The 23,885-nt window shown below is 65.3% G+C and carries 20 protein-coding genes; 12 read left to right on the top strand and 8 right to left on the bottom strand.

Annotated features, from left to right (window positions below):
* Window positions 1-9 precede the first annotated feature (9 nt).
* Window positions 10-435: a GNAT family N-acetyltransferase gene (locus AC1RMD_RS16860; protein ID WP_492927837.1), complete on the top strand. Its 426-nt coding sequence runs from the start codon at window positions 10-12 to the stop codon at window positions 433-435.
* On the opposite strand, the gene AC1RMD_RS16855 is transcribed toward AC1RMD_RS16860, so the two are convergent.
* Window positions 432-743, bottom strand: a complete 312-nt coding sequence (locus AC1RMD_RS16855; RefSeq protein ID WP_492927836.1) for a hypothetical protein — start codon at window positions 741-743, stop codon at window positions 432-434. The two genes, AC1RMD_RS16860 and AC1RMD_RS16855, sit on opposite strands and share 4 nt — an antisense overlap.
* On the bottom strand, window positions 736-963 hold the full coding sequence (locus tag AC1RMD_RS16850) for a colicin E3/pyocin S6 family cytotoxin (RefSeq protein ID WP_492927835.1): 228 nt from the start codon (window positions 961-963) through the stop codon (window positions 736-738). Before AC1RMD_RS16850 ends, AC1RMD_RS16855 begins: the two co-directional genes overlap by 8 nt.
* Before the next feature lie 224 nt (window positions 964-1,187).
* Here AC1RMD_RS16850 and AC1RMD_RS16845 point away from each other — a divergent pair, with 224 nt between their 5' ends.
* From AC1RMD_RS16845 to AC1RMD_RS16835, 3 genes are read left to right on the top strand one after another with little or no spacing between them, the layout of a single operon-like run.
* On the top strand, window positions 1,188-2,576 hold the full coding sequence (locus AC1RMD_RS16845) for an alpha/beta hydrolase family protein (protein ID WP_492927834.1): 1,389 nt from the start codon (window positions 1,188-1,190) through the stop codon (window positions 2,574-2,576).
* Window positions 2,577-2,604: 28 nt separating this feature from the next.
* The gene (locus AC1RMD_RS16840; protein WP_492927833.1) at window positions 2,605-3,786 is read left to right on the top strand and encodes a sensor histidine kinase; all 1,182 of its coding nucleotides are present in this window, start codon (window positions 2,605-2,607) and stop codon (window positions 3,784-3,786) included.
* Entirely contained in the window at window positions 3,787-4,557 is a 771-nt protein-coding gene (locus AC1RMD_RS16835; RefSeq protein WP_492927832.1) for a LytR/AlgR family response regulator transcription factor, read from the top strand.
* A 98-nt stretch (window positions 4,558-4,655) separates the two neighbouring features.
* On the opposite strand, the gene AC1RMD_RS16830 is transcribed toward AC1RMD_RS16835, so the two are convergent.
* Both AC1RMD_RS16830 and AC1RMD_RS16825 read right to left on the bottom strand, forming a co-directional pair.
* Window positions 4,656-6,050: a YfcC family protein gene (locus AC1RMD_RS16830; RefSeq protein WP_492927831.1), complete on the bottom strand. Its 1,395-nt coding sequence runs from the start codon at window positions 6,048-6,050 to the stop codon at window positions 4,656-4,658.
* Between the two features lie 11 nt (window positions 6,051-6,061).
* Window positions 6,062-7,201: a succinylglutamate desuccinylase/aspartoacylase family protein gene (locus AC1RMD_RS16825; RefSeq protein WP_492927830.1), complete on the bottom strand. Its 1,140-nt coding sequence runs from the start codon at window positions 7,199-7,201 to the stop codon at window positions 6,062-6,064.
* Between the two features lie 177 nt (window positions 7,202-7,378).
* Here AC1RMD_RS16825 and AC1RMD_RS16820 point away from each other — a divergent pair, with 177 nt between their 5' ends.
* The 5 genes from AC1RMD_RS16820 to AC1RMD_RS16800 all read left to right on the top strand — a co-directional run bounded on the left by AC1RMD_RS16820 (window position 7,379) and on the right by AC1RMD_RS16800 (window position 15,050).
* Window positions 7,379-10,129, top strand: coding sequence for a TonB-dependent receptor (locus tag AC1RMD_RS16820; RefSeq protein ID WP_492927829.1), 2,751 nt, complete (start codon window positions 7,379-7,381; stop codon window positions 10,127-10,129).
* Window positions 10,130-10,236: 107 nt separating this feature from the next.
* Window positions 10,237-11,562 (top strand): cyanophycinase, encoded by a 1,326-nt coding sequence (locus tag AC1RMD_RS16815; RefSeq protein WP_492927828.1) that lies wholly within the window; start codon window positions 10,237-10,239, stop codon window positions 11,560-11,562.
* An 81-nt stretch (window positions 11,563-11,643) separates the two neighbouring features.
* Window positions 11,644-12,873, top strand: a complete 1,230-nt coding sequence (locus tag AC1RMD_RS16810; protein WP_492927944.1) for a cyanophycinase — start codon at window positions 11,644-11,646, stop codon at window positions 12,871-12,873.
* 155 nt (window positions 12,874-13,028) lie between these two features.
* Complete coding sequence (locus AC1RMD_RS16805) at window positions 13,029-14,462, top strand: IgA Peptidase M64 (RefSeq protein WP_492927827.1); 1,434 nt, start codon at window positions 13,029-13,031, stop codon at window positions 14,460-14,462.
* A 105-nt stretch (window positions 14,463-14,567) separates the two neighbouring features.
* The gene (locus tag AC1RMD_RS16800) at window positions 14,568-15,050 is read left to right on the top strand and encodes a hypothetical protein (protein ID WP_492927826.1); all 483 of its coding nucleotides are present in this window, start codon (window positions 14,568-14,570) and stop codon (window positions 15,048-15,050) included.
* 81 nt (window positions 15,051-15,131) lie between these two features.
* Here the strand turns inward: AC1RMD_RS16800 and parC are convergent, their stop codons facing one another.
* Window positions 15,132-17,642 carry a DNA topoisomerase IV subunit A gene (gene parC, locus AC1RMD_RS16795; RefSeq protein WP_492927825.1) on the bottom strand — a complete coding sequence of 837 codons (2,511 nt, stop codon included), beginning with the start codon at window positions 17,640-17,642 and terminating at the stop codon, window positions 15,132-15,134.
* 13 nt (window positions 17,643-17,655) lie between these two features.
* Complete coding sequence (locus AC1RMD_RS16790) at window positions 17,656-19,653, bottom strand: DNA topoisomerase IV subunit B (RefSeq protein ID WP_492927824.1); 1,998 nt, start codon at window positions 19,651-19,653, stop codon at window positions 17,656-17,658.
* A 214-nt stretch (window positions 19,654-19,867) separates the two neighbouring features.
* Between AC1RMD_RS16790 and AC1RMD_RS16785 the strand changes: the two genes are divergently transcribed.
* From AC1RMD_RS16785 to AC1RMD_RS16775, 3 genes are read left to right on the top strand one after another with little or no spacing between them, the layout of a single operon-like run.
* Window positions 19,868-20,179 (top strand): hypothetical protein, encoded by a 312-nt coding sequence (locus tag AC1RMD_RS16785; RefSeq protein ID WP_492927823.1) that lies wholly within the window; start codon window positions 19,868-19,870, stop codon window positions 20,177-20,179.
* The gene (locus AC1RMD_RS16780) at window positions 20,176-20,556 is read left to right on the top strand and encodes a hypothetical protein (RefSeq protein ID WP_492927822.1); all 381 of its coding nucleotides are present in this window, start codon (window positions 20,176-20,178) and stop codon (window positions 20,554-20,556) included. Before AC1RMD_RS16785 ends, AC1RMD_RS16780 begins: the two co-directional genes overlap by 4 nt.
* A 43-nt stretch (window positions 20,557-20,599) precedes the next feature.
* The gene (locus AC1RMD_RS16775; protein WP_492927821.1) at window positions 20,600-21,361 is read left to right on the top strand and encodes a TorF family putative porin; all 762 of its coding nucleotides are present in this window, start codon (window positions 20,600-20,602) and stop codon (window positions 21,359-21,361) included.
* An 807-nt stretch (window positions 21,362-22,168) separates the two neighbouring features.
* On the opposite strand, the gene AC1RMD_RS16770 is transcribed toward AC1RMD_RS16775, so the two are convergent.
* Both AC1RMD_RS16770 and dapA read right to left on the bottom strand, forming a co-directional pair.
* Entirely contained in the window at window positions 22,169-22,726 is a 558-nt protein-coding gene (locus AC1RMD_RS16770) for a hypothetical protein (RefSeq protein WP_492927820.1), read from the bottom strand.
* Window positions 22,723-23,625, bottom strand: a complete 903-nt coding sequence (gene dapA, locus AC1RMD_RS16765) for a 4-hydroxy-tetrahydrodipicolinate synthase (protein WP_492927818.1) — start codon at window positions 23,623-23,625, stop codon at window positions 22,723-22,725. The genes AC1RMD_RS16770 and dapA overlap by 4 nt, the downstream gene beginning before the upstream one ends.
* Window positions 23,626-23,885 lie beyond the last annotated feature (260 nt).

Genomic DNA, 23,885 nt, shown 5'->3' with positions numbered 1-23,885 from the left:
ATCGAAATCATGACGACTTTACACATCAGCACCAACAAGGCGGATCTGGACGTGCCGCTGATTTATCAATTTATCAGCGAGCAGTCGACCTGGGCGGTCGGCATGCCGCTGCCGGTGCTGGAGCGGGCGATCGACAATTCGCTGTGCTTCGGCGCCTACCTGGACGGGCGGCAGATCGGCTTTGCGCGGGTGGTGACCGACTGCGCCACCTTCGCCAACCTGGTCGACGTGTTCGTGCTGCCCGAGTATCGGGGGCGCGGCTACAGCACCCAGCTGATGGAGGCGGTGCTGGGCCACCCGGACCTGCAGGGACTGCGCCGCTTCACGCTGGCGACCGGCGACGCGCACGGCCTGTACGAAAAGTTCGGCTTCACGCCGCCGGCCCGGCCGGCGTCGTTGATGGAGCGTTATTTTCCCAACATCTACAGCAATTAGGCTTCGCGGGCCTTCAGCCATTTCATCAAAGCCATTGCTCCCGCTGGACTTGCGGACTTGGCCACAGCCGGAAGCTGATGGTCAAACTCCGCAAGCAGTTGGTCCATGCTTTGATGTTTTGAGCGGATGCTGAGGAGCGTCGGCAGGATGGCCGCATTGGCGATCCAGAACGCATACTCGTTGCGTGTCATCCCCAGATATTCGTGGAGCGATTGCCCGCCGGGATTTTGATGCCAAAGCTCGATGAAGTCATCAATGTCTTCCGGTCGAGCTTCGCGCAAGAGGCATTTTTCAATAAAGCTAGACATCGATTTTCCTCCCCGCGACTGCGTCTTTGATGAGTACCCCGGTGACGGCGTCAAGGCTGCCCAGATGGCTGCCGCGCTTATTGAACACCTCGATTTCGCCGTGCGTCCAATCCCACGTATATAGTTTAGTCCTATCCTTGGATTGCCAGCGCTTTTCACCATTGCGTGCGCCGAGGTAGACGCACTGGTCGAGGTAGGATGGTTTGGGAATAGATATCAATATGCCCCCATGGTGCCGTTTGTTGGCGAGATCGGAGCCAAGTTAGCACTTGCCGTAGATTGAGCATTGATGACGATCTACCGCTGGCCAGTTGGTCGCGGCTGGCGCGTCCATGACTGGATATGGGCCGTTCATGACAGCCAGTGCGTGATTGGACGCATCCTCCCGCGTGTGCGCGGCGTTGGGCTAAGGTGGGGCCTTCTCGTTTTCAGGAAGGGCGCATCATGAAAAAATTTGTAGCCGGGCTGTCGGCCGTGATCGCAGTGAGCACCGCCTTGCCGGCCTGCGCGGAGGATGCGCAAGGGTTGTGGAGCGGCGCCATCGGCGGCGCGTTGACCGTGACGCTGAACGTCGCCAAGTCCGCCGGCGGCGTTTGGGAGGCGACGTTGGCCAGTCCCAGCCAGGGTGCCTCGGCCAAGGTCGACCAATTCGCCACCGACGCCACCCACATCAGCTTTGCCATCACCAGCCTGAATGCCGGCTACCGGGCCACTTGGGACGAGCAGGCCAAGGCCTGGACCGGGACGTGGACCCAGGGGGAGAAGCAAGCGCTGAATTTGCAGCGCATCGACGCCGTCACGCTGGCCGCGCTACAACCGCGGCGGCCGCAGGAACAGGCCATCGCCGCCGCCGCGCCAGCCTACGCCAGCGAGGAAGTCCGCTTCGCCAACGCCGGCGCCGCGCTGCAACTGGCCGGCACGCTGACCGTCCCCCAAGGCCCAGGACCCTGGCCGGCGGTGGTGCTGGTGCATGGCTCCGGTCCCAATAGCCGCGACCAGGACATCTTCGGGCACAAGATCTTCCTGGTGCTGGCCGACCACCTGACACGTCACGGCATCGCCGTGCTGCGCTACGACAAGCGCGGCGTCGGCGGCTCGACCGGCGACTACAAGGCCGCCACCACCCTCGATTTCGCCGCCGACGCGCAGGCCGCCGTCGCCTTCCTGCGCACCCGCGCCGGGATCGACGCCCGCCGCATCGGCATCGTGGGCCATTCCGAAGGTGGGCTGATTGCGCCCATCGTGGCGGTGCGCGAGCCGCAATTGGGCTTCGTCGTCATGCTGGCCGGACCGGGCGTGCGCGGCGAGCTGCTGATGGTCGAACAGCGGGCGGCGATGGCCGCGGCGGAAGGCGCCAAGGCGGAAGCCATCGACAAGGAGCGCGCGATGAACCGCGCGCTGTTCGGCGCCATCGCCGCCGAACCTGACCGCGAACAAGCCAGATTGAAGGCGCAGGCCATCCTGGAGCAGGGCGAGCGCGAAGGCCTGCTCGCTCCCGGCACGGCGGCGGCGAGCGCGAAGCGCTATACCAGCCCGTGGTTTCACGCCTTCCTCGGCCTCGAACCGGGCCCGCCGTTGCGGGCGCTGCGCCAGCCTGTGCTGGTACTCAATGGCGCGCTTGATCGCCAGGTGCCCGCCACGCTCGATCTCGACGCGATCCGCGCCGCACTGGCCAACAATCCGCGCGCTGTGGTAAAAGAGCTACCCAAACTGAATCACCTGTTCCAGACCGCGATCACCGGCGGCGGCGATGAGTATGTGGGGATCGAGGAAACGCTGGCGCCGTCGGCACTGGCGGTGATGACGGACTGGATAGGCCAGCAGGTACAGTAAACCGACGATTTGAATGGACATGATGGATATGCAGGTACTACCCGACAGCGCGAAAGATCAACCGATTCCGGCCCGGCTGGCGGGGCAACTGGCTGGATGGTCGGCCAGGGCGCGGCAATACCCGGTGTTCGGCCGCACCTGGTTTGTCTACCGCGTGCGTTCCTTCCTGTTGCCGATGGTGGTGTTCAGCGGCTGCCTGACGATACTCGGCGCCATGACGCCCACCAGGGCCGGGGCACCGTCCAGTCTGCTGTTCATGTTCGCCTTGTGGGCGATGGTGGTGGTGGCGCTGCTGTTGGGGCGCTGGCTGGCCGTGCTGGTGTGCCAGCGCGGCTGGTCGAAACGGCGGGAGGTGGCCGGCGTGGTCGCGGCCCTCGTCTGCGGCATGGTGGCCGGCGGCTACATGTCGCAGTTCACGCGGATGCAGAACGACCCGTCCGAACGCCTGCTCAACCTGGTGGTGTGGTCGATGGTGTTGCTGTGGCTGGGCGGGAGCGGCGACCTGCTGGCCTACCTGCGCCAGCGGCGGAGCCTGCAGGACGCCCAGCTGCAGGAACAGATGGAGCGCTACAAGGACGAACGCAACGAGGTGGCGATGCGGCTATCCGTGCTGGCCAGCCAGGTCGAGCCGCACTTTTTGTTCAACACCCTGTCGGGCGTGCGCGCCGCCATCCTGAGCGACCCGGCGCGCGGCGTGGCCATTATCGATCATCTGGTGGACTACCTGCGGGCGACGATCCCGCAGATCCGCAACGAAGGCGGGCACCTGCTGGTGGAGCTGGGTACGCAGCTCGACGCGGTGCGCGCCTATTTGGGCGTGATCCATGCCCGCTTGCCGCGCCTGGCCTTCCGGGTCGAATGCCCGGAGGACTTGCAGCGCTGCGCGATTCCGCCGCTGATGCTCATCTCGCTGGTGGAAAACGCCGTCAAGCATGGTATCGAGCCGAAAAAAGGGCCGGTCGAGATAGTCGTCAGCGTGACCCGGCGCCAGGCCGACGGCGGCGACCAGCTGGTGCTGGCGGTGGCAGACGATGGTGCCGGCTTCGGCGGCAGTAGTAGCGGCAGCGGCATCGGCCTGACGAATATCCGCGAGCGGCTGCAGCATCTGTATGGCGACCAGGCCGCGCTGCGGCTCAGCGCCAGGGAGCAGGGCGGGCTGGAAGTCTGCATAGCGCTGCCGCTGCGGGCGTTGCCAGGAAAGGGCGCTTAGATGCCGACCGCTGTCATTGCCGATGATGAAGACCTGCAGCGCGGCGACTTGCGCCGCCTGCTGGCGCAGGTGTGGCCGGAGCTGGAGATCGTGGCCGAATGCGAAGACGGTGGCGAAGCGCTGGCCGCCATCGCCCTGCACAAGCCCGATGTGGCGTTTCTCGATATCCGCATGCCGGCGCTCAGCGGGCTGGATGTGGCGCGCGCCAGCGAAGGCCGCTGCCGCCTGGTGTTCACCACCGCCTACGATGCGCACGCGATCGAAGCCTTCGGCCTGGGCGCGCTCGATTACCTGCTCAAGCCCATTGCGCTGAGCCGCCTGACCCAGACCGTGGAGCGCCTGCGCAGCCAGCTGGCGGCGGGGGCGGCCATGCCCGACCTGTTGCGCATGATGGGGGAGTTCGACCGTCAGCTGCGCAGCCATACGCAGGCCGAACGGATACGCTGGATCAGCACCAACGCCGGCAACACCATCAAGATATTCCCCATCGAGGAGGTGTTGTTCTTCGAGTCCGACAGCCGCTACACGCGGGTGGTCAGCGCCACCGACGAGGGACTGGTGCGCACCACCATCAAGCAGCTGCAGCAGGGGCTGGATCCGGCCCAGTTCTGGCAGATCCACCGGGGCACGCTGGTGGCGGTGCGCGCCATCGCCCGCGCGCAGCGCGACGAACTGGGTAACCTGACGGTGGAACTGCGGGGGCACGCCGAGCAGCTCAAGGTCAGCCAGAGCTATGCCTGGCGATTCAAGAGCGACATCTACCTCGGCTAAATATCAAGGGGGTCAAGTCTGACATTCGGACACGAGCTCAACTGTAATGCGCGCTACAGTTGAGCTCGTGTCCGAATGTCAGACTTGACCCCCGTTCTTTATTGCCAGTTCATCAGGCAGGGCGGCACCAGCAGGGCCAGCGCCAGCACGGCGTAGATCAGCTGCAGCGGCACCATCCACTTGGCCCAGGTGATCCACGGGATGCGCGCCAGGGCCAGCACGCCGACGGTGATGCCCGACGTCGGTATCATCGGCGTGGTGAACTCGCCGAACTGGAACGCCAGGATCGCGGTCTGCCGCGTTACGCCCACCAGGTCGGCCAGCGGCGCCATGATCGGCATGGTCAGCGCGGCCTGGCCGCTGCCGGAGTGGATGAAGAAGTTGATCACGGTCTGGATGCCGAACATCTTCCACGCCGCGAAGATCGGGCTGGACGACTGCACCAGCGGCATCAAGGAGTGCAGCATGGTGTCGATGATGTGGGCGTCGCGCGCCAAAATCATGGTGCCGCGCGCCAGCGCGATCACCAGCGCCGTGCCCACCAGGTCGCGCGCGCCCTGGATGAAGCCTTCGACGATCTGGGTCGAATCGAGCTTGCCCACCAGGCCGATGACGATGCCCATGGTCAGGAACAGCGCGGCGATTTCGTCGATGTACCAGTCGTAGCCAACCACGCCGCCCACCATGATCGCCAGCGAGCCGACGAAGATCGCCAGCACCAGCTTGTGGCGCCCGGTCATGCCGTGGAACTCGCCCAGGCCGTGCGGCTGCTCGCGGCGCTTGTCCAGGTCCAGCGTGTAGGTCGGGCTCAGTTCCGGCGTCTTCTTCACGCGCGCCGCGTACCACATCAGGAACACGATGGTGATGGCGGTGGCGATCACCCACACGATCAGGCGGTAGGCCCAGCCGGAGAACACCGGCACGCCGGCGATGCCCTGGGCGATGCCGACGTTGAAGGGATTGAGGAACGCCGCCGAGAAGCCGACCTGCGAGCCGAGGAAGGGGATCGATACGCCGGTGATGGTGTCGTAGCCCAGGGCCAGCGCCAGCGGCACGAAAATCAATATGAACGGTATGGCTTCCTCATTCATGCCGAAGGTGGCGCCGCCGATCGAGAACATGGTGACGAACACCGGGATCAGCGCCTTCTGGATGAACACCGAGCTTTCGTGCGCGCGCGCCAGCGACTTGATCATCGAGTCGACCGCCTCGGTCTTCTGTAGCACCGAGAAGGCGCCGCCGACGATCAGCACGAAGCCGATGATCAGCGCGGCGTCGACGAAGCCCTTGATCGGCGCCTTCATCAGCGCCGTCAGGCCCTGCGGCGCGCTGGCGATATAGTGGAAGCTGGACGGATCGATCAGCTGCTTGCCGTTGACCAGGTGGGTCTCGTACTTGCCGCCGGGGACCAGCCAGGTGGCCGCCGCGATCAGGGCCAGGATGATGAACAGCAGGACGAAGGTGTGCGGCAGTTTGAATTTTTTAGTGGTCATCGGGTTCAATGTCATTGGCTCAGCAAATCGCCGGCACGGTAAGCCTGGGCGCCGGCGACTTTGCCGACGTTCATGCCACGGATCACGTGGCGGTGCGCGCTGCGGGCGAAGAACACCCCGGCTACGCCGGCGCGGATCACCGTGGTCTCGCCGCTGACCGGGTCGATCAGGTCGGCCACGGCGTCGCCCGGCGCCACCCGCGCGCCAAGCTCGCGGGTGTAGACCAGGATGCCGGCGTGCGGCGCGACCAGCGGCTCGACGCCTTCCAGCGGCGTGGCGGCGCACAGCGGCGCCGGCAGCACGGCGGCGGCGGCTGCGGCCGCGGCGTCCGCCGCTTGCAGCACGCCGTTCAGCGTCAGGAACTGTATCAGGCCGGCGGCGTCCTGCGCCGCCAGCGCGTAGCTCACTTCCATTTCGCCGCGCAGTTCGACGGTGGTCGACAGGCAGGCGGCCGGGATCGGGTAGCGGCCTTCGAAGTGCTGCTCCAGGTCCCACCACAGGCGGCTGCAGGCTTCGTCGAACGGCTCGCCGCCGGCCTGGTAGGCCAGCAGCAGCGCGTGCGCGCCCAGGATCGCCGCCAGCGGCGCGACGCCCTCGGCCAGCGGCGTGCCGGCGTAGATGTGCAGCGCCGCTTCGTTGTCGCAGTGCAGATCGAGCACGATGTCGGCGTCGATCGCCAAGGTCATCAGGGTTTTCTTCAAGGTGTCGGCGTCGGTGGACGGCTGCCAGGCGGCGATCGAGGCGCGCGCGTGTTCGCGGATCAGCCGCACGTTGGCGTCGGCGTCCTGTCCCAGCAGGCCGGCCAGCGATTTTTTCAGATCGTCCGCCACGTGCTTGTACGAGCGGTTGAAGTTGATGCCGGTGGTGAGGTCGAAGCGGCCGAAGGCGGCGCCGTGGATCGCCTGCGCCAGGCCGATCGGATTGGCGGCCGGCACCAGTATCACTTCGCCGTTGATGCGGCCGGCCGCTTCCAGCGCGCCCAGCTGCTTGCGCAGGTATTGCGCCACCAGCATGCCGGGCACTTCGTCGGCGTGCAGCGAGGCCTGGATGTAGACCTTCTTGCCGGCGCCCGGGCGGCCGAAGTGGAGGCTGGTCAGTTCAAAGTTGGCGTTGCTGTGCGGGCCGGACAGCGGATGTTTGTGTACTTGCATGGCTGGAAGGACTTTTTCGACAAAGATTGAGTATGTAGCACTATTTTCACAAAGTAAATCGCCGCGCGGCGAAAGGCGACCCGGTTTCTTGAGTTTTCCCGGCGATGTGCGTACAGTTAGTTTAATAGAATCATTTATATAACAATCAGAGAGAAAATCATGGGTGATGTGCAAAGCATGCGGGTTTCGACAATGGCGCGGTCGGTGCGCCTGGCCTTGAGCGTGGGCGCGGTGGTCGGCCTGCTGGGCCAGCCGGCGCTGGCGCAAGCGCAGCTGCAGGATGCGCCGGCCAATCCGGCCGTGATGCCGAAGGTGGAGATCACCGGTTCGGCGATCCGCCGCATCGAATCGGAAACCGCGCTGCCGGTGCAGGTGATCACCCGCGAGGAGATCGAGAAGGCCGGCGTCACCACCGCCTCCGAGCTGATGGCGCGCGTGACGGCCAATGTCGGCGGCCTGACCGACGGCGCCAGCATCACCGACGGCCACGACCAGCGCGGCTTCAACAGCGCCAACCTGCGCGGCATCGGCACCTCGTCCACCTTGGTGTTGCTCAACGGCCGCCGCATGGCCAACTTCGCCTCGCCCGGCGACGACACCGGCGTCGACCTGAACAACATCCCGGCCGCCGCCATCCAGCGCGTCGAAGTGCTGCTGGACGGCGCCTCGGCGCTGTACGGCACCGACGCCATCGGCGGCGTGATCAACTTCATCACCCGCAAGGACTTCCAGGGCGTGGAGCTGAACGCCTACGGCAGCAAGACCAAGGAGGGCGGCGCCGGCAAGCGCACCGCCACGCTGACCGCCGGCACCGGCGACCTGGCGCGCGACGGCTACAACGTGTTCGCGGTGGTGGACCTGCAGCGCACCGACGCCCTGAGCACCTCGCAGCGCAAGTTCATCGGCAACCTGCAGATCCCCGAGCGCCTGCCGCACCTGCTGTCCGGCTATACCTCGCCGGCCAATATCCGCCTGACCGGCGCCCAGCGCGACTACCTGAACGACAACGGCTTCACCCTCAACGGCAAGCCGCTGACCAACCGCACCATCAACCTGTCGGTGCCGGGCTGCGCGCCGCCGGCCAATCTGTACCTGCCGGCCGGCATCGGCGGGGTCGACGCCTGCACCTACAACTACATGCGCGACACCGAGCTGTATCCGAAGTCGGACAAGGTCAATTTCCTCAGCCGCGGCGTGCTGCAGCTGAACGCCGACAACCAGCTGTTCGCCGAAGTCGCCTTGAGCCGCTCGAAGACCCATTACGTGGCGTCGACGGCGCGGGTGCGGGCGGCGGTCAACTACAAGAGAATACCGGGCCTGGCCAAGTACGACCTGGAGTCGGACGAGGCCAGCGCGGACGACGACGTGGCCGGCGATGTCGAGCTGCGCATCCGCCTCAACGACGCCGGCCGCCGCACCAGCGAGTTGACCAGCGAAAGCCAGCGCTTCGTGGTCGGCCTGACCGGCAGCGCCAGCGGCTTCGATTACGACGTCGCGCTGAACCACAGCGTCAACACCATCAAGGACAAGGACACCCACGGCTATCTGCTGTACGACAAGCTGGTGCAGGGCATCTACGACGGCGTGATCAATCCCTTCGGCCCGTCCAGCGCGGCCGGCGTGGCGCTGCTCGACAGCATCCAGGTCAACGACGACGTGCGCCATGCGCGCGGCGTGATGGATTCGATCGACTTCAAGGTCGCGCACGCGGTCGGCAAGCTGGCCGGCGGCGAGGCGGCGCTGGCGATCGGCGGCGAAGTGCGCCACGAGCGCACCGACTTCACGCCGTCGGCGCTGCTGCTGAGCGATAACATCAACAACGACGCCGCGCCCGAAGGCGGCCGCGCCACCAGCGACAAGCGCACGGTGCAGGCGGTGTACGGCGAGCTGCTGCTGCCGTTCACCAAGCAGTGGGAGGCGCAGCTGTCGGCGCGCTACGACCACTACCAGGTGGTCGGCGGCGCCGCCAGCCCGAAGGTGGGCGTGACCTACATGCCGGCCAAGAGCATGCTGTTCCGCGCCTCGGCCGGGCGCGGCTTCCGCGCGCCGTCGATGTCGGACCTGTACCGCCCGACCGTCTACAGCGCGACCGCGACCTTGCCCGATCCGGTCGCCTGCGCGGCGGCGGACAACAACTTCGCCGACTGCGCCGACAACTGGGACACTCGCCGCTATTCGAACGTCAAGCTGAAGCCTGAGCACAGCCGCCAGTACTCGGTGGGCATGGTGATCGAGCCGTCCAAGCAGGTGACGCTGACGCTGGATTACTGGAACATCAAGCGCACCGACCTGATCAGCGAGATCGGCGACGACGTCATCCTGGGCAACCTGGCCAAGTACGGCGACCTGGTACACCGCGACGAGGACGGCGCCATCGACTACATCGAGCTGCGCAAGGAAAACCGCGGCGCCCAGTTGGCCACGGGCCTGGACCTGACCTTGGACTACCGTGGCGTGAAGACCTGGGCCGGCAATTTCGGCGGCCACCTGTCGGGCACCTATGTGCTCAACTCGAAGATCCAGAACGCGGTGGGCGATCCCTATTTGAGCAACCTGGGACGCTTCGTCACCGACGGCGTGGTGCCGCGCTGGCGCCACACGGTCACCTTCGACTGGGACCGCGGCCCGTACTCGGCCAGCCTGTCGAACACGTATTCGAGCGGCTATGAAGACCAGAACTCGGCGATCAACACCGACGACGGCACGGTGGTGGCGGCCAACCATGTGAAGGCCTACTCGCTGTGGGACCTGTCGGGCGCCTGGCAGGTGAACAAGGCCTTCAAGCTGCGCGCCGGGGTGCAGAACCTGTTCAACACCGCGCCGCCGTATTCGAATCAAGCCTTCTTCTTCATCTCGGGCTATGATCCGACCTACACCGATCCACGCGGCCGGCGCCTGTATGTCAGCGCCAATTACGCCTTCAAGTAAGATAACGTAATCATGCTTTAAGCCGGATTGAGTAATTGATTGGTATCATCTGCATTATCGACGGCGCCGCGCGTGAGCGTGGCGCCGGTTTTCATCGGAAGGGCAACATGAAATTAACAGGTTTTACGCTGCGGCGTCTCGTCATGCTTTGGCTGCTGGTGTTCGCCGGCACGGGCGTGTGTGTGGCGCAGGTGGCCGCGCAGGGGGGCGGATCCGCGCCGGCCGCCAAGGTGCTGGTCAAGTCCAGCAAGCCGGCCAAGGCGGTGCCGCCGCCCAAGCCGGTGCTGGCGCCGCCGGCGGGCAACCTGGTCATCATCGGCGGCGGCCTGCGGGCCGACAATGCCGAAGTCTGGCAGCGCATCGTCACCCTGGCCGGCGGCAAGGGCGCGCGCATCGGCGTGTTCGGCTCGGCCTCGATCAATCCCGAGAAGTCGGCCCAGAACACCGTCAACAAGCTCAATCAATACGGCGCCCAGGCGTTCTTCATTCCGCTCGGCGTGACGCTGCCCAATAGCGATTACCGCAAGGCGGCCGAAGATCCGGAAGTGGTGGCGGCCATCCATTCGGCCACCGGCATCTACTTCACCGGCGGCGACCAGGCCCGCATCACCAAGGCGCTGGTGCGCCCGGACGGCAAGCACACGGCGGCGCTGGACGCGGTGTGGGACGTGTACCGCGACGGCGGCGTGGTGGCCGGTTCCAGCGCCGGCGCGGCCATCATGAGCACCACCATGTTCTACGACGCCAAGCCGACCCTGGACATGCTCAAGCAGGGCGTCAACGACGGCCATGAAATCGCCTCCGGCCTGGGCTTCATCGGCGACGACGTGTTCGTCGACCAGCACCTGCTGGTGCGCGGCCGCTTCGCCCGCATGATCCCGGTGATGCTGAAGAAGGGCTACCAGATCGGCCTGGGCATCGACGAGAACAGCGCGATGGTGGTCAACGCCAAGCGCGACGTCGAGATCATCGGCTACAGCGGCGCGCTGCTGCTGGACCTGTCGGCGGCGATCACCGACCGCGGCATCAAGGGCTTCAACATCAGCAACGCCACCATCAGCTACCTGGACCGGGGCGACAAGTTCAACCTGGTGTCGCGCGAGTTCACGCCGTCGCCGGACAAGGCCGACAACAAGCTCGATCCCAACCAGCCGGACATGCGCGAGCCGGTGTTCACCAACGACATCCTGGGTAACAACGCGGTGCTGGACCTGATGGTCAATCTGATCGACAACGCCCAGCAGGAAGCCATCGGCATCGCCTTCGGCAATCCGCGCGACGCCTATCCGGACCTGGGCTTTGAGTTCCGCTTCAGTAAAACCATCAACAGCGTCGGCTACAGCTCGACCGAAGTCGAGGCGTATTCGGTGCTCAAGCTGCGCATGGATATCCGGCCGATCCAGCTGCAGCAGCCGCTGTACCGCTACCGCTAGCGGCGGCGCGAAATCGGGTATATTGGATGGGATGGCGCCTCGGGCTCCATCCCATTTTTCATGGCGGGGGCGCTTATGCGGATGTCACTCTTGAAGCATTGCTTGCAGGCGGCGCTGATGTTCGCGGTGCCGGTGGGCGGGGCGCTGGCTGCTTCGGGCGCCGCGCCGTCCGCTCCCAAAGGTTCGCTGGTGATCATCGGCGGCAACCTGCGGCCGGACAACGCCGACGTCTGGCAGCGCATCGTGCAGCTGGCGGGCGGGCCGGGGGCGCGGGTGGCGGTGTTGCCGTCGGCCGCCGCCGATCCGGCGCCGGTGGGCGCGGCCATCGTCGGTTTCCTGCGGCAGTACGGCGCGGACGCCTTCCTGGTGCCGCTGGCCGTCAAGCTGGCCGACAGCGATTTCCGCCAGGCGGCCGACGATGCCGAACTGGCGGCGGCGGTGCGCGGCGCCGGCGGGGTGTTCTTCGTCGGCGGCGACCAGGCCCGCATCACGCAGGCGCTGGTGCGCGAGGACGGCAGCCGCAGCGCGGTGCTGGAGGCGGTGTGGGAGCTGTACCGCAACGGCGGCGTGGTGGCGGGCAGCAGCGCCGGCGCGGCCATCATGAGCAGCACCATGTTCTATGCGCCGAACACGGTGTTCGCCACGCTGCGCGGCGGCGTGACGGAGGGCAGGGAGATCGCGCCGGGGCTGGGCTTCATCGGCGACGACGTGTTCGTCGATCAGCACCTGCTGGTGCGGGGGCGCTTCGCGCGCATGATCCCGGCGATGCTCAAAAAAGGCTACAAGTTCGGGCTGGGCATCGACGAGAACACGGCGATGGTGGTCGACAGCCGGCGGCGGGTGGAGATCGTCGGCCACAAGGGGGCGCTGCTGATCGACCTGACGCGCGCCACCACCGATCCGGCCAATGCCGGTTTCAACGTCTCCAACGCCGTCATCAGCTATCTGGACCGGGGCGACCAGTATGACCTGGGCACGCATACCTTCACGCCGTCCGAGGCCAAGGCGGCCGGCAAGTTGAAGGCGCATGCGGCGGTGCTGCGCGAGCCGGTGTTCTCGGCCGATATCCTGGGCAAGAACGCGGTGGTCGAGCTGATGGAGAACCTGATGAACAACCGCCGCAGCGAGGCGATCGGCATCGCCACCAGCGGCCGCAATACGCCGCTGCCGGAGCTGGGCTTCCAGTTCACCTTCTCCAAGACGCGCGACAGCGTGGGCTACGCGTCGGCGGCGCCGCAGAGTTATTCGATTTTGAACATGCGGCTCGATATCCGGCCGCTCGACATCGGCCAGTCGCTGGTGCCGCATTAGCCCGACTTTGGCAGAGACTGTAAAAACAGGATAAACAAGTAAAATCCAGCGGAAAAAGCAGGAGGTTTCAGTGCGGCGAGCGTGCAGGCCACCCCCATCACCCGGTCCTGCCGGGATTACAATGGCGGTCTCTGCAACTTGACCACAGGATGACCATGAGCCGCCTTTTATCCTTTGCGTTGGCCGCTTTCGCTGCCGTCGCCGCCCTGCCAGCGATGGCCGCGCAACCCGCCACCGTCCGTCTCGACTACCTCCACAGCGGCAATGCGCTCAACGAAAGCTACGCGATGGAGCGCGTGGCGATCGAGCCGCTGCCGTGGGCGGGCGATATGCGCCGCACCATCGACGACACCAATCGCGGCAACAACCTGGTCGAAGTGGTGGACGCCAAGACCGGCGAGCTGCTGTACTCGCGCGGCTTCTCCACCATCTTCGCCGAATGGCGCAGCACCGAGGAGGCGACGCGCGCCAATCGCGGCTTCCAGGAGTCGGTGCGCTTTCCCAAGCCGGACCGCCCGGTGCGCGTGCGCATCCTGAAGCGCGACGACCGCAACGCCTTCTCGGTGGTGTGGACAGCCGATGTCGATACCGACGCGATGGACGTGGTGCGCAAGCAGACGCCGCCCGCTTCGATGGCGGCGGCGCCGAAGCCGATCGCCATCCGCGTCAACGGTCCGTCGCCGGACAAGGTCGACCTGCTGATCCTGGGCGACGGCTACACCAAGGCCGACATGGCCAAGTTCGAGGCGACCGCGCGCAAGCTGGCCGACCACCTGTTCGCCACCTCGCCGTTCAAGGAGCGCGCCAAGGACTTCAACGTCTGGGCGCTGGCGCTGCCGACCGAGGAATCGGGCGTGTCGCGTCCTTCGACCGGCGTGCACCGCGCCTCGCCGCTGGGCACCCGCTACGACATCTTCGGCAGCGAGCGTTACGTGCTCACCACCGACAACCGCGCGCTGCGCGAGCTGGCGCAGTACGCGCCGTATGAATTCATCGAGATCTTGGTGAACAACGAGACCTACGGCGGCGGCGGCATCTTCGGCCAGTTCAGCACCGCGGCGGCCAACAACGACTGGGCCGACTACCTGTTCGTGCACGAATTCGGCCACCACTTCGCCGGCCTGGCCGACGAGTACTACACCTCGCCGGTGGCCTACCAGTCGAACGGCACGCGCCAGGAGCCGTGGGAGCCGAATGCCACCGCGCTGCGCGATCCGGCCCAGCTGAAATGGAAGAAGTTCGTCAAGGACGGCACGCCGCTGCCGACGCCGTGGGCCAAGGATACCTATGAAACCGCGTCGCGCTCCTACCAGAAGGAACGCGCCGCGCTGCGCGCCGCCAACCGGCCGGAGTCGGAGATGAGCGCCTTGTTCCGCAAGGACCTCGATTCGACCAACGCGCTGTTCTCGAAGGACCCGCACGTCCACACGGTGGGCGCGTTCGAGGGCGCGAACTATGAGGCCAGCGGCTACTACCGCCCGCAGATGCAGTGCATTATGTTCGACCGCAGCGAGAAGTTCTGCGCCGTCTGCGCCGACGCCATCGGGGCCATCATCGATTTGTACTCGCGCCCGGGGGCTGGCAGGTAATTCCCGTTAAGTACGATACCGTACAGAGCGCTTCCTCTCATCGGCATATTCTGGATACGTGGCAAGACAAGAACGCATCCAGATAAAACTTTGAGAGGAAACACCATGAACAAAATTATCGCTACCCTGATCGCCGGCCTGTTCGCAACCGCCGCCTACGCACAAACCACTCCGGTCCAGACTCCGGCCGTCGTCAAGGCTGAAGTTGAAGCCAACAAGGACGTGGCCAAGGCGCAGGAAAAGGAATTGAAGGCCGACGTCAAAGCCGACAAGAAGGCCGACAAGGCTATCGCCAAAGCCAACCAGACCCATGAAGCCGGCGCCGCCCACGTCAACGTGGAAAAAGCCAAAGCCAACGAAAAAGTAAGCAAGGCCGATCCTGAGGACAAGGCCAAGGCAGAAGCCAAGGGCGACAAAGCGGTCGCCAAGGCTGAAGAAAAAGTCGGCAAAAAAGACGTGAAAGCCGACGCCAAGGCCATCAAGGAAACCGTTGACGCGACCGCCGACAAAGCCATCGCCGCCAACAAGACCGACGCTGTCAAAGCCAAATCGGCCGCCGACGTCAAAGCCGCCGCTGCCAAGCACTAATTAGCAGCGCATAAAAAAACCGCCGGCACCGAATGCGATCTTGATCGCGTTCGGGCCGGCGGTTTTTTTCGTCTGCGTGTTTTAGACGATAGGCGTCAGCGAGGTTGGCTTGATCTTGGTCGCCAGCGCCTTGCCTTTGCGGGCGCGCTTGCCGAAGTGGACCGCCAGCGCCGAGGCGGACAGGCGTTCTTCCTGCGGCTTGCCGCCACGCCCGATGCCGGCGACGATCACGCCTTTCTGGCTGATGGGCTTGGCCGCGATCAGGGTTTCCTTGTCGTCCAATTCCATCAGGATCACGCCGCGGCCGCCGTTGGTCAGCACCTTCATCTCGTCCATGCCGAACACCAGCACGCGCGCATTGGCCGACAATACGGCCACCGCGCTGGCGCTGTCGGCCACCACCGCCGGCGGCAGCGGCACGTCGCCGTCTTCCAGGGTGATGAAGGCCTTGCCGCCCTTGATGCGGCTGACCATGTCGCCCGCTTTGGCGACGAAGCCGAAACCGGCGCTGGTCGCCAGCAGCAGTTGCGTGCTGCCGGTGCCGGCGAAGTAGTGCTGGATGCGGGCGCCGGTCGCCAGGTCGATCAGGGTGGTGATCGGCACGCCGTCGCCGCGCGCGTTCGGCAGCGCCGCCACCGGCACCGAATAGATCTTGCCGTTGCTGCCGAAGGCCAGCAGGTTGTCCACCGTGCGGCACTCGAAGGCGCCGTACAGCGTGTCGCCGGCCTTGAAGGTGAACTGCGCGGCGTCGTGGCCGATGCCGGTGCGCGCGCGTATCCAGCCTTTTTCCGAAATGATGACGGTGACCGGTTCGTCCACCACCTTCTGTTCGACCACGGCTTTCTGCGCTTCTTCGATCAGGGTGCGGCGGGCGTCGCCATAGGTCTTGGCGTCGGCGTCGATTTCCTTGATGATGGCGCGCTTCATCGACGATGGGTTGTCGAGCAGGTCTTGCAGCAGGCCTTTTTCCTTGCGCAGTTCGGCCAGCTCTTGCTGGATCTTGATCGCTTCCAGGCGGGCCAGTTGGCGCAGGCGGATTTCCAGGATGTCTTCGGCCTGGATCTCCGACAGGCGGAAGCGCTCCATCAGCGCCGCTTTCGGTTCGTCCGAATTGCGGATGATGTGGATCACTTCATCGATGTTCAGCAGGATGGTCTCGCGGCCTTCCAGGATGTGGATGCGCGAGTCGACCTTGCCCAGCTTGTACTGCGTGCGGCGGGTGACGGTGGCGAAGCGGAATTCGACCCATTCCTGCAGGATGTCGGTCAGGCCCTTCTGGCGCGGACGGCCATCGCCGCCTATCATCACCAGGTTGATCGAGGCCGACGATTCGAGCGAGGTATGCGCCAGCAGCAGCAGCATGAACTCGGTCTGGTCCTGGTTCTTCGACTTCGGTTCGAACACCAGGCGCACCGGCGCGGCGCGGCCCGATTCGTCGCGGATGGTGTCGAGCGAATTGAGGATCAGCGATTTGAGCGCCATCTGTTCCGGCGACAGCGCCTTCTTGCCCATCTTGATCTTCGGGTTGGTCAGCTCTTCGATCTCTTCCAGCACCTTCTGCGACGAGGTGCCCGGCGGCAGTTCGGTGACCACCGCCTGCCACTGGCCGCGCGCCAGCTCTTCGATCTTCCAGCGGGCGCGCACTTTCATGCTGCCACGGCCGCTCGCGTACATGTCGCTGATCTGCGACGGCGGGGTGATGATCTGGCCGCCGCCCGGGAAGTCCGGGCCCGGGATCATGGCCATCAATTCGGCGTGGCTGATCTTCGGATTGCGGATCATGGCGACGGCCGCTTGCGCCACTTCGGTCAGGTTGTGCGACGGGATTTCCGTCGCCAGGCCGACCGCGATGCCGGAGGCGCCGTTCAACAGCACCATCGGCAGGCGGGCCGGCAGCAGGCACGGTTCTTCGGTCGAGCCGTCGTAGTTGGCCTGGAATTCCACGGTGCCGAGGTTGATCTCGTCGAGCAGCACCTTGGCGATCGGCGTCAACCGGGCTTCGGTGTATCGCATCGCCGCGGCGCCGTCGCCGTCGCGCGAGCCGAAGTTACCCTGGCCGTCGACCAGCGGGTAGCGCAGCGAGAAGTCCTGCGCCATGCGCACCATGGCGTCGTACACGGATTGGTCGCCGTGCGGGTGCAGCTTGCCCAGCACGTCGCCGACCACGGTCGCGGACTTGCGCGGCTTGGCGGTGCTGTTCAGGCCCATTTCGTTCATCGCGTACAGGATGCGGCGCTGCACCGGCTTCTGGCCGTCGCACACGTCCGGCAGCGCGCGGCCCTTGACCACCGAGATCGCGTAGTCGAGGTAGGCGCGTTCGGCGAAGGTCGACAGGGTCAGCGTGTCGCCGCCGTCGCCGTCGTCGCCGCCGCCCGGCGGGCCGTCGTTGCCGCCGCCATTGCCGTCATTGCCGCCGTTGCCGCCGCCGCCGTCCGGCGGCGCGGCGCTGACGTCGTCGCGCACGGCCTCGTCGCCGGCCGCTTGCGCGGACGCAGGCGCAGGCGAGGGCGCAGGTGCCGCAGGTGCCACAGGTTGAGCCACCGCCGCCGCTTCCGGCGCCGGTTCGTCAAAGAGATTTGCTTGATGAGTCATAGTCGGTGAGTAATTAGATGTCTGCTTCGGCTTCGTTGCCATGTTCTTCGATCCAGGCGCGGCGCGCGGCCGCTTCGCCTTTGCCCATCAGCATATTGAAGCGGGCCGACGATTCGCCGTGCGCGTAGGCGCCCAGCGACACCGGCAGCAGCCGGCGGGTGTCCGGGTTCATGGTGGTTTCCCACAGCTGTTCGGCGTTCATCTCGCCCAGGCCTTTGAAGCGCGAGATCGACCAGGCGCCTTCCTTCAGGCCGTCCTTGCGCAGCTTGTCCTCGATCGCCACCAGTTCGCCGGCGTCGAGCGCGTACAGCTTCTGGATCGGCTTCTTGCCGCGCGCCGGCGCGTCGACGCGGTACAGCGGCGGCCGGGCGATGCAGATGTTGCCGTTGGCGATCAGGCCGGGGAAGTGCTTGAAGAACAGCGTCAATAACAAGACCTGGATGTGCGAGCCGTCGACGTCCGCATCGGACAGGATGCAGATCTTGCCGTAACGCAGGCCGGAGAGGTCCGGCATGCTGTCGGCGCTGTGCGGATCGACGCCGATCGCCACCGAGATGTCGTGGATCTCGTTGTTGGCGAACAGGCGGTCACGATCGGTCTCCCAGGAGTTGAGCACCTTGCCGCGCAGCGGCAGGATGGCCTGGAATTCCTTGTCGCGGCCCATCTTGGCCGAACCGCCCGCCGAGTCGCCCTCGACCAGGAACAGTTCGGTGCGGGCGACGTCGCTCGATTCGCAGTCGGTCAGCTTGCCCGGCAAAACGGCCACGCCGGACGATTTCTTCTTCTCGACCTTTTGCAGCGAGCGCAGACGCGATTGCGCCTGCTTGATGACCAGTTCGGCCAGCTTCTTGCCGTAGTCGACGTGGTGGTTCAGCCACAGCTCCAGCGCCGGCTTCGAATAGGTCGAGACCAGGCGCACGGCGTCGCGGGAGTTCAGGCGTTCCTTGATCTGGCCCTGGAACTGCGGGTCCAGCACTTTTGCGGACAACACGAACGAGACGCGCGCGAACACGTCTTCCGGCAGCAGCTTGACGCCTTTCGGCAGCAGCGAGTGCATCTCGACGAAGCTCTTCACCGCGCCGTACAAGCCGTCGCGCAGGCCCGATTCGTGGGTGCCGCCGTTCGGCGTGGGGATCAGGTTGACGTAGGATTCGCGCACCACGGCGCCCTGTTCGGTCCATGCCACCACCCAGGCCGCGCCTTCGCCCTCGGCGAAGCCTTCGGCGTCCGGGCCGGCGAACTGCGCGCCTTCGAACAGCGGGATCAGGGTCTCGCCGTCGGTCGCTTGCGCCAGCGCTTCGGTCAGGTAGCCGCGCAGGCCGTCGTTGTACTGCCAGACCTGCGATTCGCCGGTCTTGGCGTTGGTCAGCGTGACGGTGACGCCCGGCAGCAGCACGGCCTTGGAGCGCAACAGGCGTTGCAACTCGGTCTGCGAGATGGCGGGGGAGTCGAAATATTTGGCGTCCGGCCAGGCGGTGACGCGGGTGCCGGACTTCTTGCCGTCGCGCGGGGCGACCGCGGAGGACAGCGGCTCGACCACGTCGCCGTGCTCGAAGGCCAGCTTGTGCAGGCCGGTGCCGTCGGGCTCCTTGCGCCAGACGGTGATCTCCAGGCGCTTGGACAGCGCGTTGGTGACCGACACGCCGACGCCGTGCAAACCGCCGGAAAACGCATAGGCGCCGCCCGAACCCTTGTCGAACTTGCCGCCCGCGTGCAGGCGGGTGAACACGATTTCCACCGTCGGCACGCCCTCTTCGGGGTGCAGGCCGACCGGGATGCCGCGGCCGTCGTCTTCGACGGTGATGCTGCCGTCGGCGTTCTGCGTGACGATGATATTTTTGCAATGGCCGCCCAGCGCCTCGTCCGAGGCATTGTCGATCACCTCCTGGATGATGTGCAGCGGATTCTCGGTGCGGGTGTACATACCCGGGCGTTGCTTGACGGGTTCCAGGCCCTTGAGGACCCGGATGGATGCTTCGCTGTAGTCGGAAACTGGTTTTTTAGTGGCCATACGTGATCAAGCTTGTAATTTCGATACTGGGTTTATGTACAGTTTTATGCGGACGTTTGCGTATTCTATCCTCAACCGGGCGTAATCGCGGCAAAAAAACGGCGCGGGCCAATTTATACACGATGTTTACAACCCCGGCCCGCCTTTTTAGACCGTTTTTACGGCGCCATCGATAAGCTGTTTTGTATCGCAACGATCAATCCAGAGGTTCGATATGCATGCTTTCTTCCATACCAGGGCGGCCCAGACCCAGCACAGGGCGCGGCCTTCCCGGCCGCGCGCCTGCCTGATGCAGCTGACCGTCGACAGCGACGCCGTCACCGCGCTGCGGGCGCTGGTGATGCGCACCTGCGGCGACGCCATGGAGTTCATGCGGGTCGAAGCCTGCGACCACGGCGCCCGCGTCAAGGTCTGGCTGTGCGTGTCGCGCGCGCTGGCCATGCAGGTGATGGAGGCGGTGATGCGGGCCTTGCCGGGCGCCGAATTCGGCCGCCTGACGCCGCTGGCGACGCGGGGCGCGGCATGATCGTCGCCGTCGCCAACCAGCACGGCGGCGCCGGCGGCGCGGCGGTGCTGGTCGATACCGAGGGCCGCGACAGCGCCGAGAGCCGCGCCGCGCTGGCCGCCGCGCGGCTGGCGGTGGTGCCGCTGAAGCCGGCCCAGGCCGACTTGTCGACCCGCTACCAGCTGATCGCCCGTTTGAACGCCGCGCGCATGTTCAATCCCGGACTGCGCGTGCTGTTTGTGCTGGTCGGCGGCGCCGACGAGCCCACCGACGCCGAGCGCGCCGCGGTGCGCGCCTATGTGGCGCAGGTGATGTCGGCCTCGCTGGCCAGCACAGTTATCCACGGACCGGCGCCGGCCGATATGGACGCCCTGTACCGCGAAGTTTTTACCGTTTGATGTTTTTACCACTTGATCTAACCACCAACAGAAAGACCGCATCATGAAGAAATTGATACTCGCCGCAGCCGTCGTCGCTGCTTTCACGGGCACGCACGCTTACGCCGAGGATGCAGCGCCGGCCGCCAAGCCGGATAATGAAACCAGTTTCAACGCCGCGCTGGTCAGCGACTACCGCTATCGCGGCATTTCGCAGACGCGCCTGAAACCGGCCCTGCAAGGCGGCTTGGACTACACCAACAACCCGACCGGTTTCTACGCCGGCGCCTGGCTGTCGACCATCAAATGGACCAAGGACGCCGGCGGCAGCGGCGACATCGAGTTGGATATCTACGCCGGCAAACGCGGCCAGGTCACGCCCGACCTGTCCTACGACGTCGGCGTGCTGACCTATGTCTATCCGTCGAACGGCCTGGCGCACGTCAGCGGCTTCGTCAACGCCAACACCACCGAGGTGTATGGCCAACTGGGTTATGGCCCGGCTTATATCAAGTATTCGCACGCGGTGACCAATCTGTTTGGTTTCGTCGACAGCAAGAACAGCGGCTATGTGGACCTGGGCGCCAACATCGACGCGGGCGAGGGCTACACCGTCAACCTGCACGCCGGCCACCAGAATATCAAGCACAACGGCGCGGCCAGCTATAGTGACTGGAAGATCGGCGCCACCAGGGACTTCGGCGTGGTGACCGGCGCGCTGGCGGTGATCGGCACCAACGCCGGCAAAACCGCCTACGCTTCGCCGGCCAACGGCAAGTTCCTGGGCAAGACCGCGCTACAGCTGACCATCAGCAAAGTGTTCTGATCGGGCGAGTGTCCGGTCATCGGAGGGGCGGCGCTTTGCGCGCGTCCCTTTTTTTCTGCCCGGGCAGTAGGCATGTACAGGGCGGGTGCTGTTTTTTCGGCTTTTACTAAAACCCGATAACCAGTACTACCTGCCGCTAACCATCGATATTTCGTGCGACCCCACGCTATTTTCGGAACTAAAAACGACTAACCACCTCTAACGAATACAGGCCAAAAAATATAGCGGCGTTTAGCATTCAGCACGGCATTTTTAGTAAGTGATAGCGCGCTGTAGTGCAGGTCAGTAGTGGTTAGCAGCGCTTAGTAAAAACCGATTTTTAGGGAGCCCCCACCATGTCCAGGTATAGCCTCCAATTCCCGATCCGCGTACCTGACGATGTGCTCGTCGAGCTGGGTGAATTCACAGGTAATTTTTGGTCGGATTCCTTGGCCCAGGAGCCCTTCGTCATCGAGGCAATTCGCAACTACATCAAACCCGCGCCGCCGGCCCCGCAGCAGCCAGCGGCGGCGTCCGAGGCGGGATACCAATGGAAGCAGGTCTTCCTTCCCGAGGGCACAAGGCTGCGCGCCAGCTTCGGTAACCAGCCCTATTTCGCCACGGTGGCGGGGGCGGAAATCAAATATGACGGGCACTCGGTATCACCGTCCTGCTTTGCCAACCTGCACGGCAGCGGCAACCGCAATGCCTGGAAAGCGGTCTGGCTGCGCCTGCCCGGTAGCGAAGATTGGTTGCTTGCCGATGTCTGCAGGTCGGCGCGGAAAGCGGCGATAGCGCGCTTGCACGGGGACGGCGAAACCTTTTCATCTAGCTGTACGCCCGGGCGGCGCCGCCGCGAAATACTTCGCTGTAGAGATGGCGGACTTCGGGCGCGCACAGCACGTACGCCGTCTTGCGGCAGTCCAGTTCCAGTTCGCTGTGGTGGGAGTGGTAGCTGCCGCGCTGGTCGAGTTCCAGCGTGTCGGCCAGGCGCGCGCCGGGGATTTGCGCGACGAATACCAGCAGACATCCGGTCTGGTGGGGCGTCAGCGGCTTGCTGCCGTGCGCCACAGTCACCAGCACGCGGGCGCAGGGATTGAGCTCCTGCGCCCGTCGCAGGCGGCCGAGAAAATCTGCGTGGCGGCCTTGCTCGATGTCGGCCGGGCGCACCAGCGCCACGATGACGGCCGCCCGCGCCAGCGCCGCGTCGGCGTCGCGGTGGGAGGCGTCGATCACCAGGTCGTCGTACAGCTGCGGATCGTAGGCGCCGGGGTTGGGGCTGACCAGCAGCACCCGGCTGCCGGCCGCCACGCGCAGCATGGCCAGGTCCTCGGCCAGGTCGGAGACGGTGGCGTTGCCGTCCATGCCAGTGAGGGCGACGATCATATGGCCTCCACCGAAGCGTGCACGGGAACCTCGTCCAGCGCTTCCAGCATGGTCGCGATGCGCGCCTTGCAGCCGTTGGTGGCGGGCGTCATGGGCAGGCGCAGTTCTTCGCGCAGCACGCCCTGCATCGCCAGCGCGGCCTTCAGCGGCGCCGGGTTGGGTTCCGAGAACATCAGCTGGATCAAGGGCTGCAGCCTGGCGAACAGCTCGCGCGCTTCGGGCAGGCGCTGTTCCTCGACCAGCTCATACAGCCGCACGAACAGGTCGACCCGGATGTGGGCCGAGGCCGAGATGGCGCCATGGGCGCCGCTGCACAGCGCAGACAGCAGCAGCGCGTCGTCGCCGCACAGCACCGACAGCGGCGTGTGTTCGACCAGGTCGGTGATCTGGCGCAGCCGGCCGCCGGCTTCCTTGATGGCGGCGAACTGCGGCCGCTCGGCCAGCCGGGCGGCGGTGGCCAGCTCCAGGTTGACGCCGGTGCGCGCCGGCACGTTGTACAGCACGATGGGGCGTCCGGTTGAGGCGGCGATGGTCTCGAAGTGCCGCACCAGGCCTTCCTGCGAGGGGCGCACGTAGGCCGGCGTCGACACCAGGTAACCCGCCAGGTCCATGTCGTCGAATTGCAGCACGCGGCTGGCGGCGGCATAGGTGTCGCTGCCGCCTATGCCCATCAGCACCGGGCAGCGCTGGTGCGCCGCCTCCAGCACCGCGGCCAGCGCCGCGCCTTGTTCGGCCAGGTCCAGCTGCGGCGCTTCGCCGGTGGTGCCGCACACCACCAGGCCGTGCACGCCCTGGTCTATCAGGTCGGCGGCCAGGTTCTGCAGGCGGGGTAAATCGATTTCACCATGATGCATGGGGGTGACCAGCGGCACCCAGATGCCGTGTAGGGAGGTAAGCATAATTTTTTCAGGTAGTTGCGACAGAAAAAGCGTATTCCTGCCCCCGTAAAAATGTTCTAAATAGTCGGGCCGCGCGCGTATATAAAGCGTAAATAGCGGCCATTTTTACATCTTGTTTACACCCCGCCACCAAGTCTTTACACAATCTTTAGACCCTTGCCGCTAACCTTTCAGGTATCAAAAACAAGACCTGTGAGGGGTGTGATGGACATAGTATTTATCGGTGCATTGGTGGTCTTCTTTGCCGTGATCGTGGCGTT

The organism is Duganella sp. GW822-FHT06D06 (assembly GCF_058799615.1).
The sequence above is the reverse complement of the archived record's forward strand: the minus strand, read 5'-3'. Positions and strand labels throughout refer to the sequence as shown.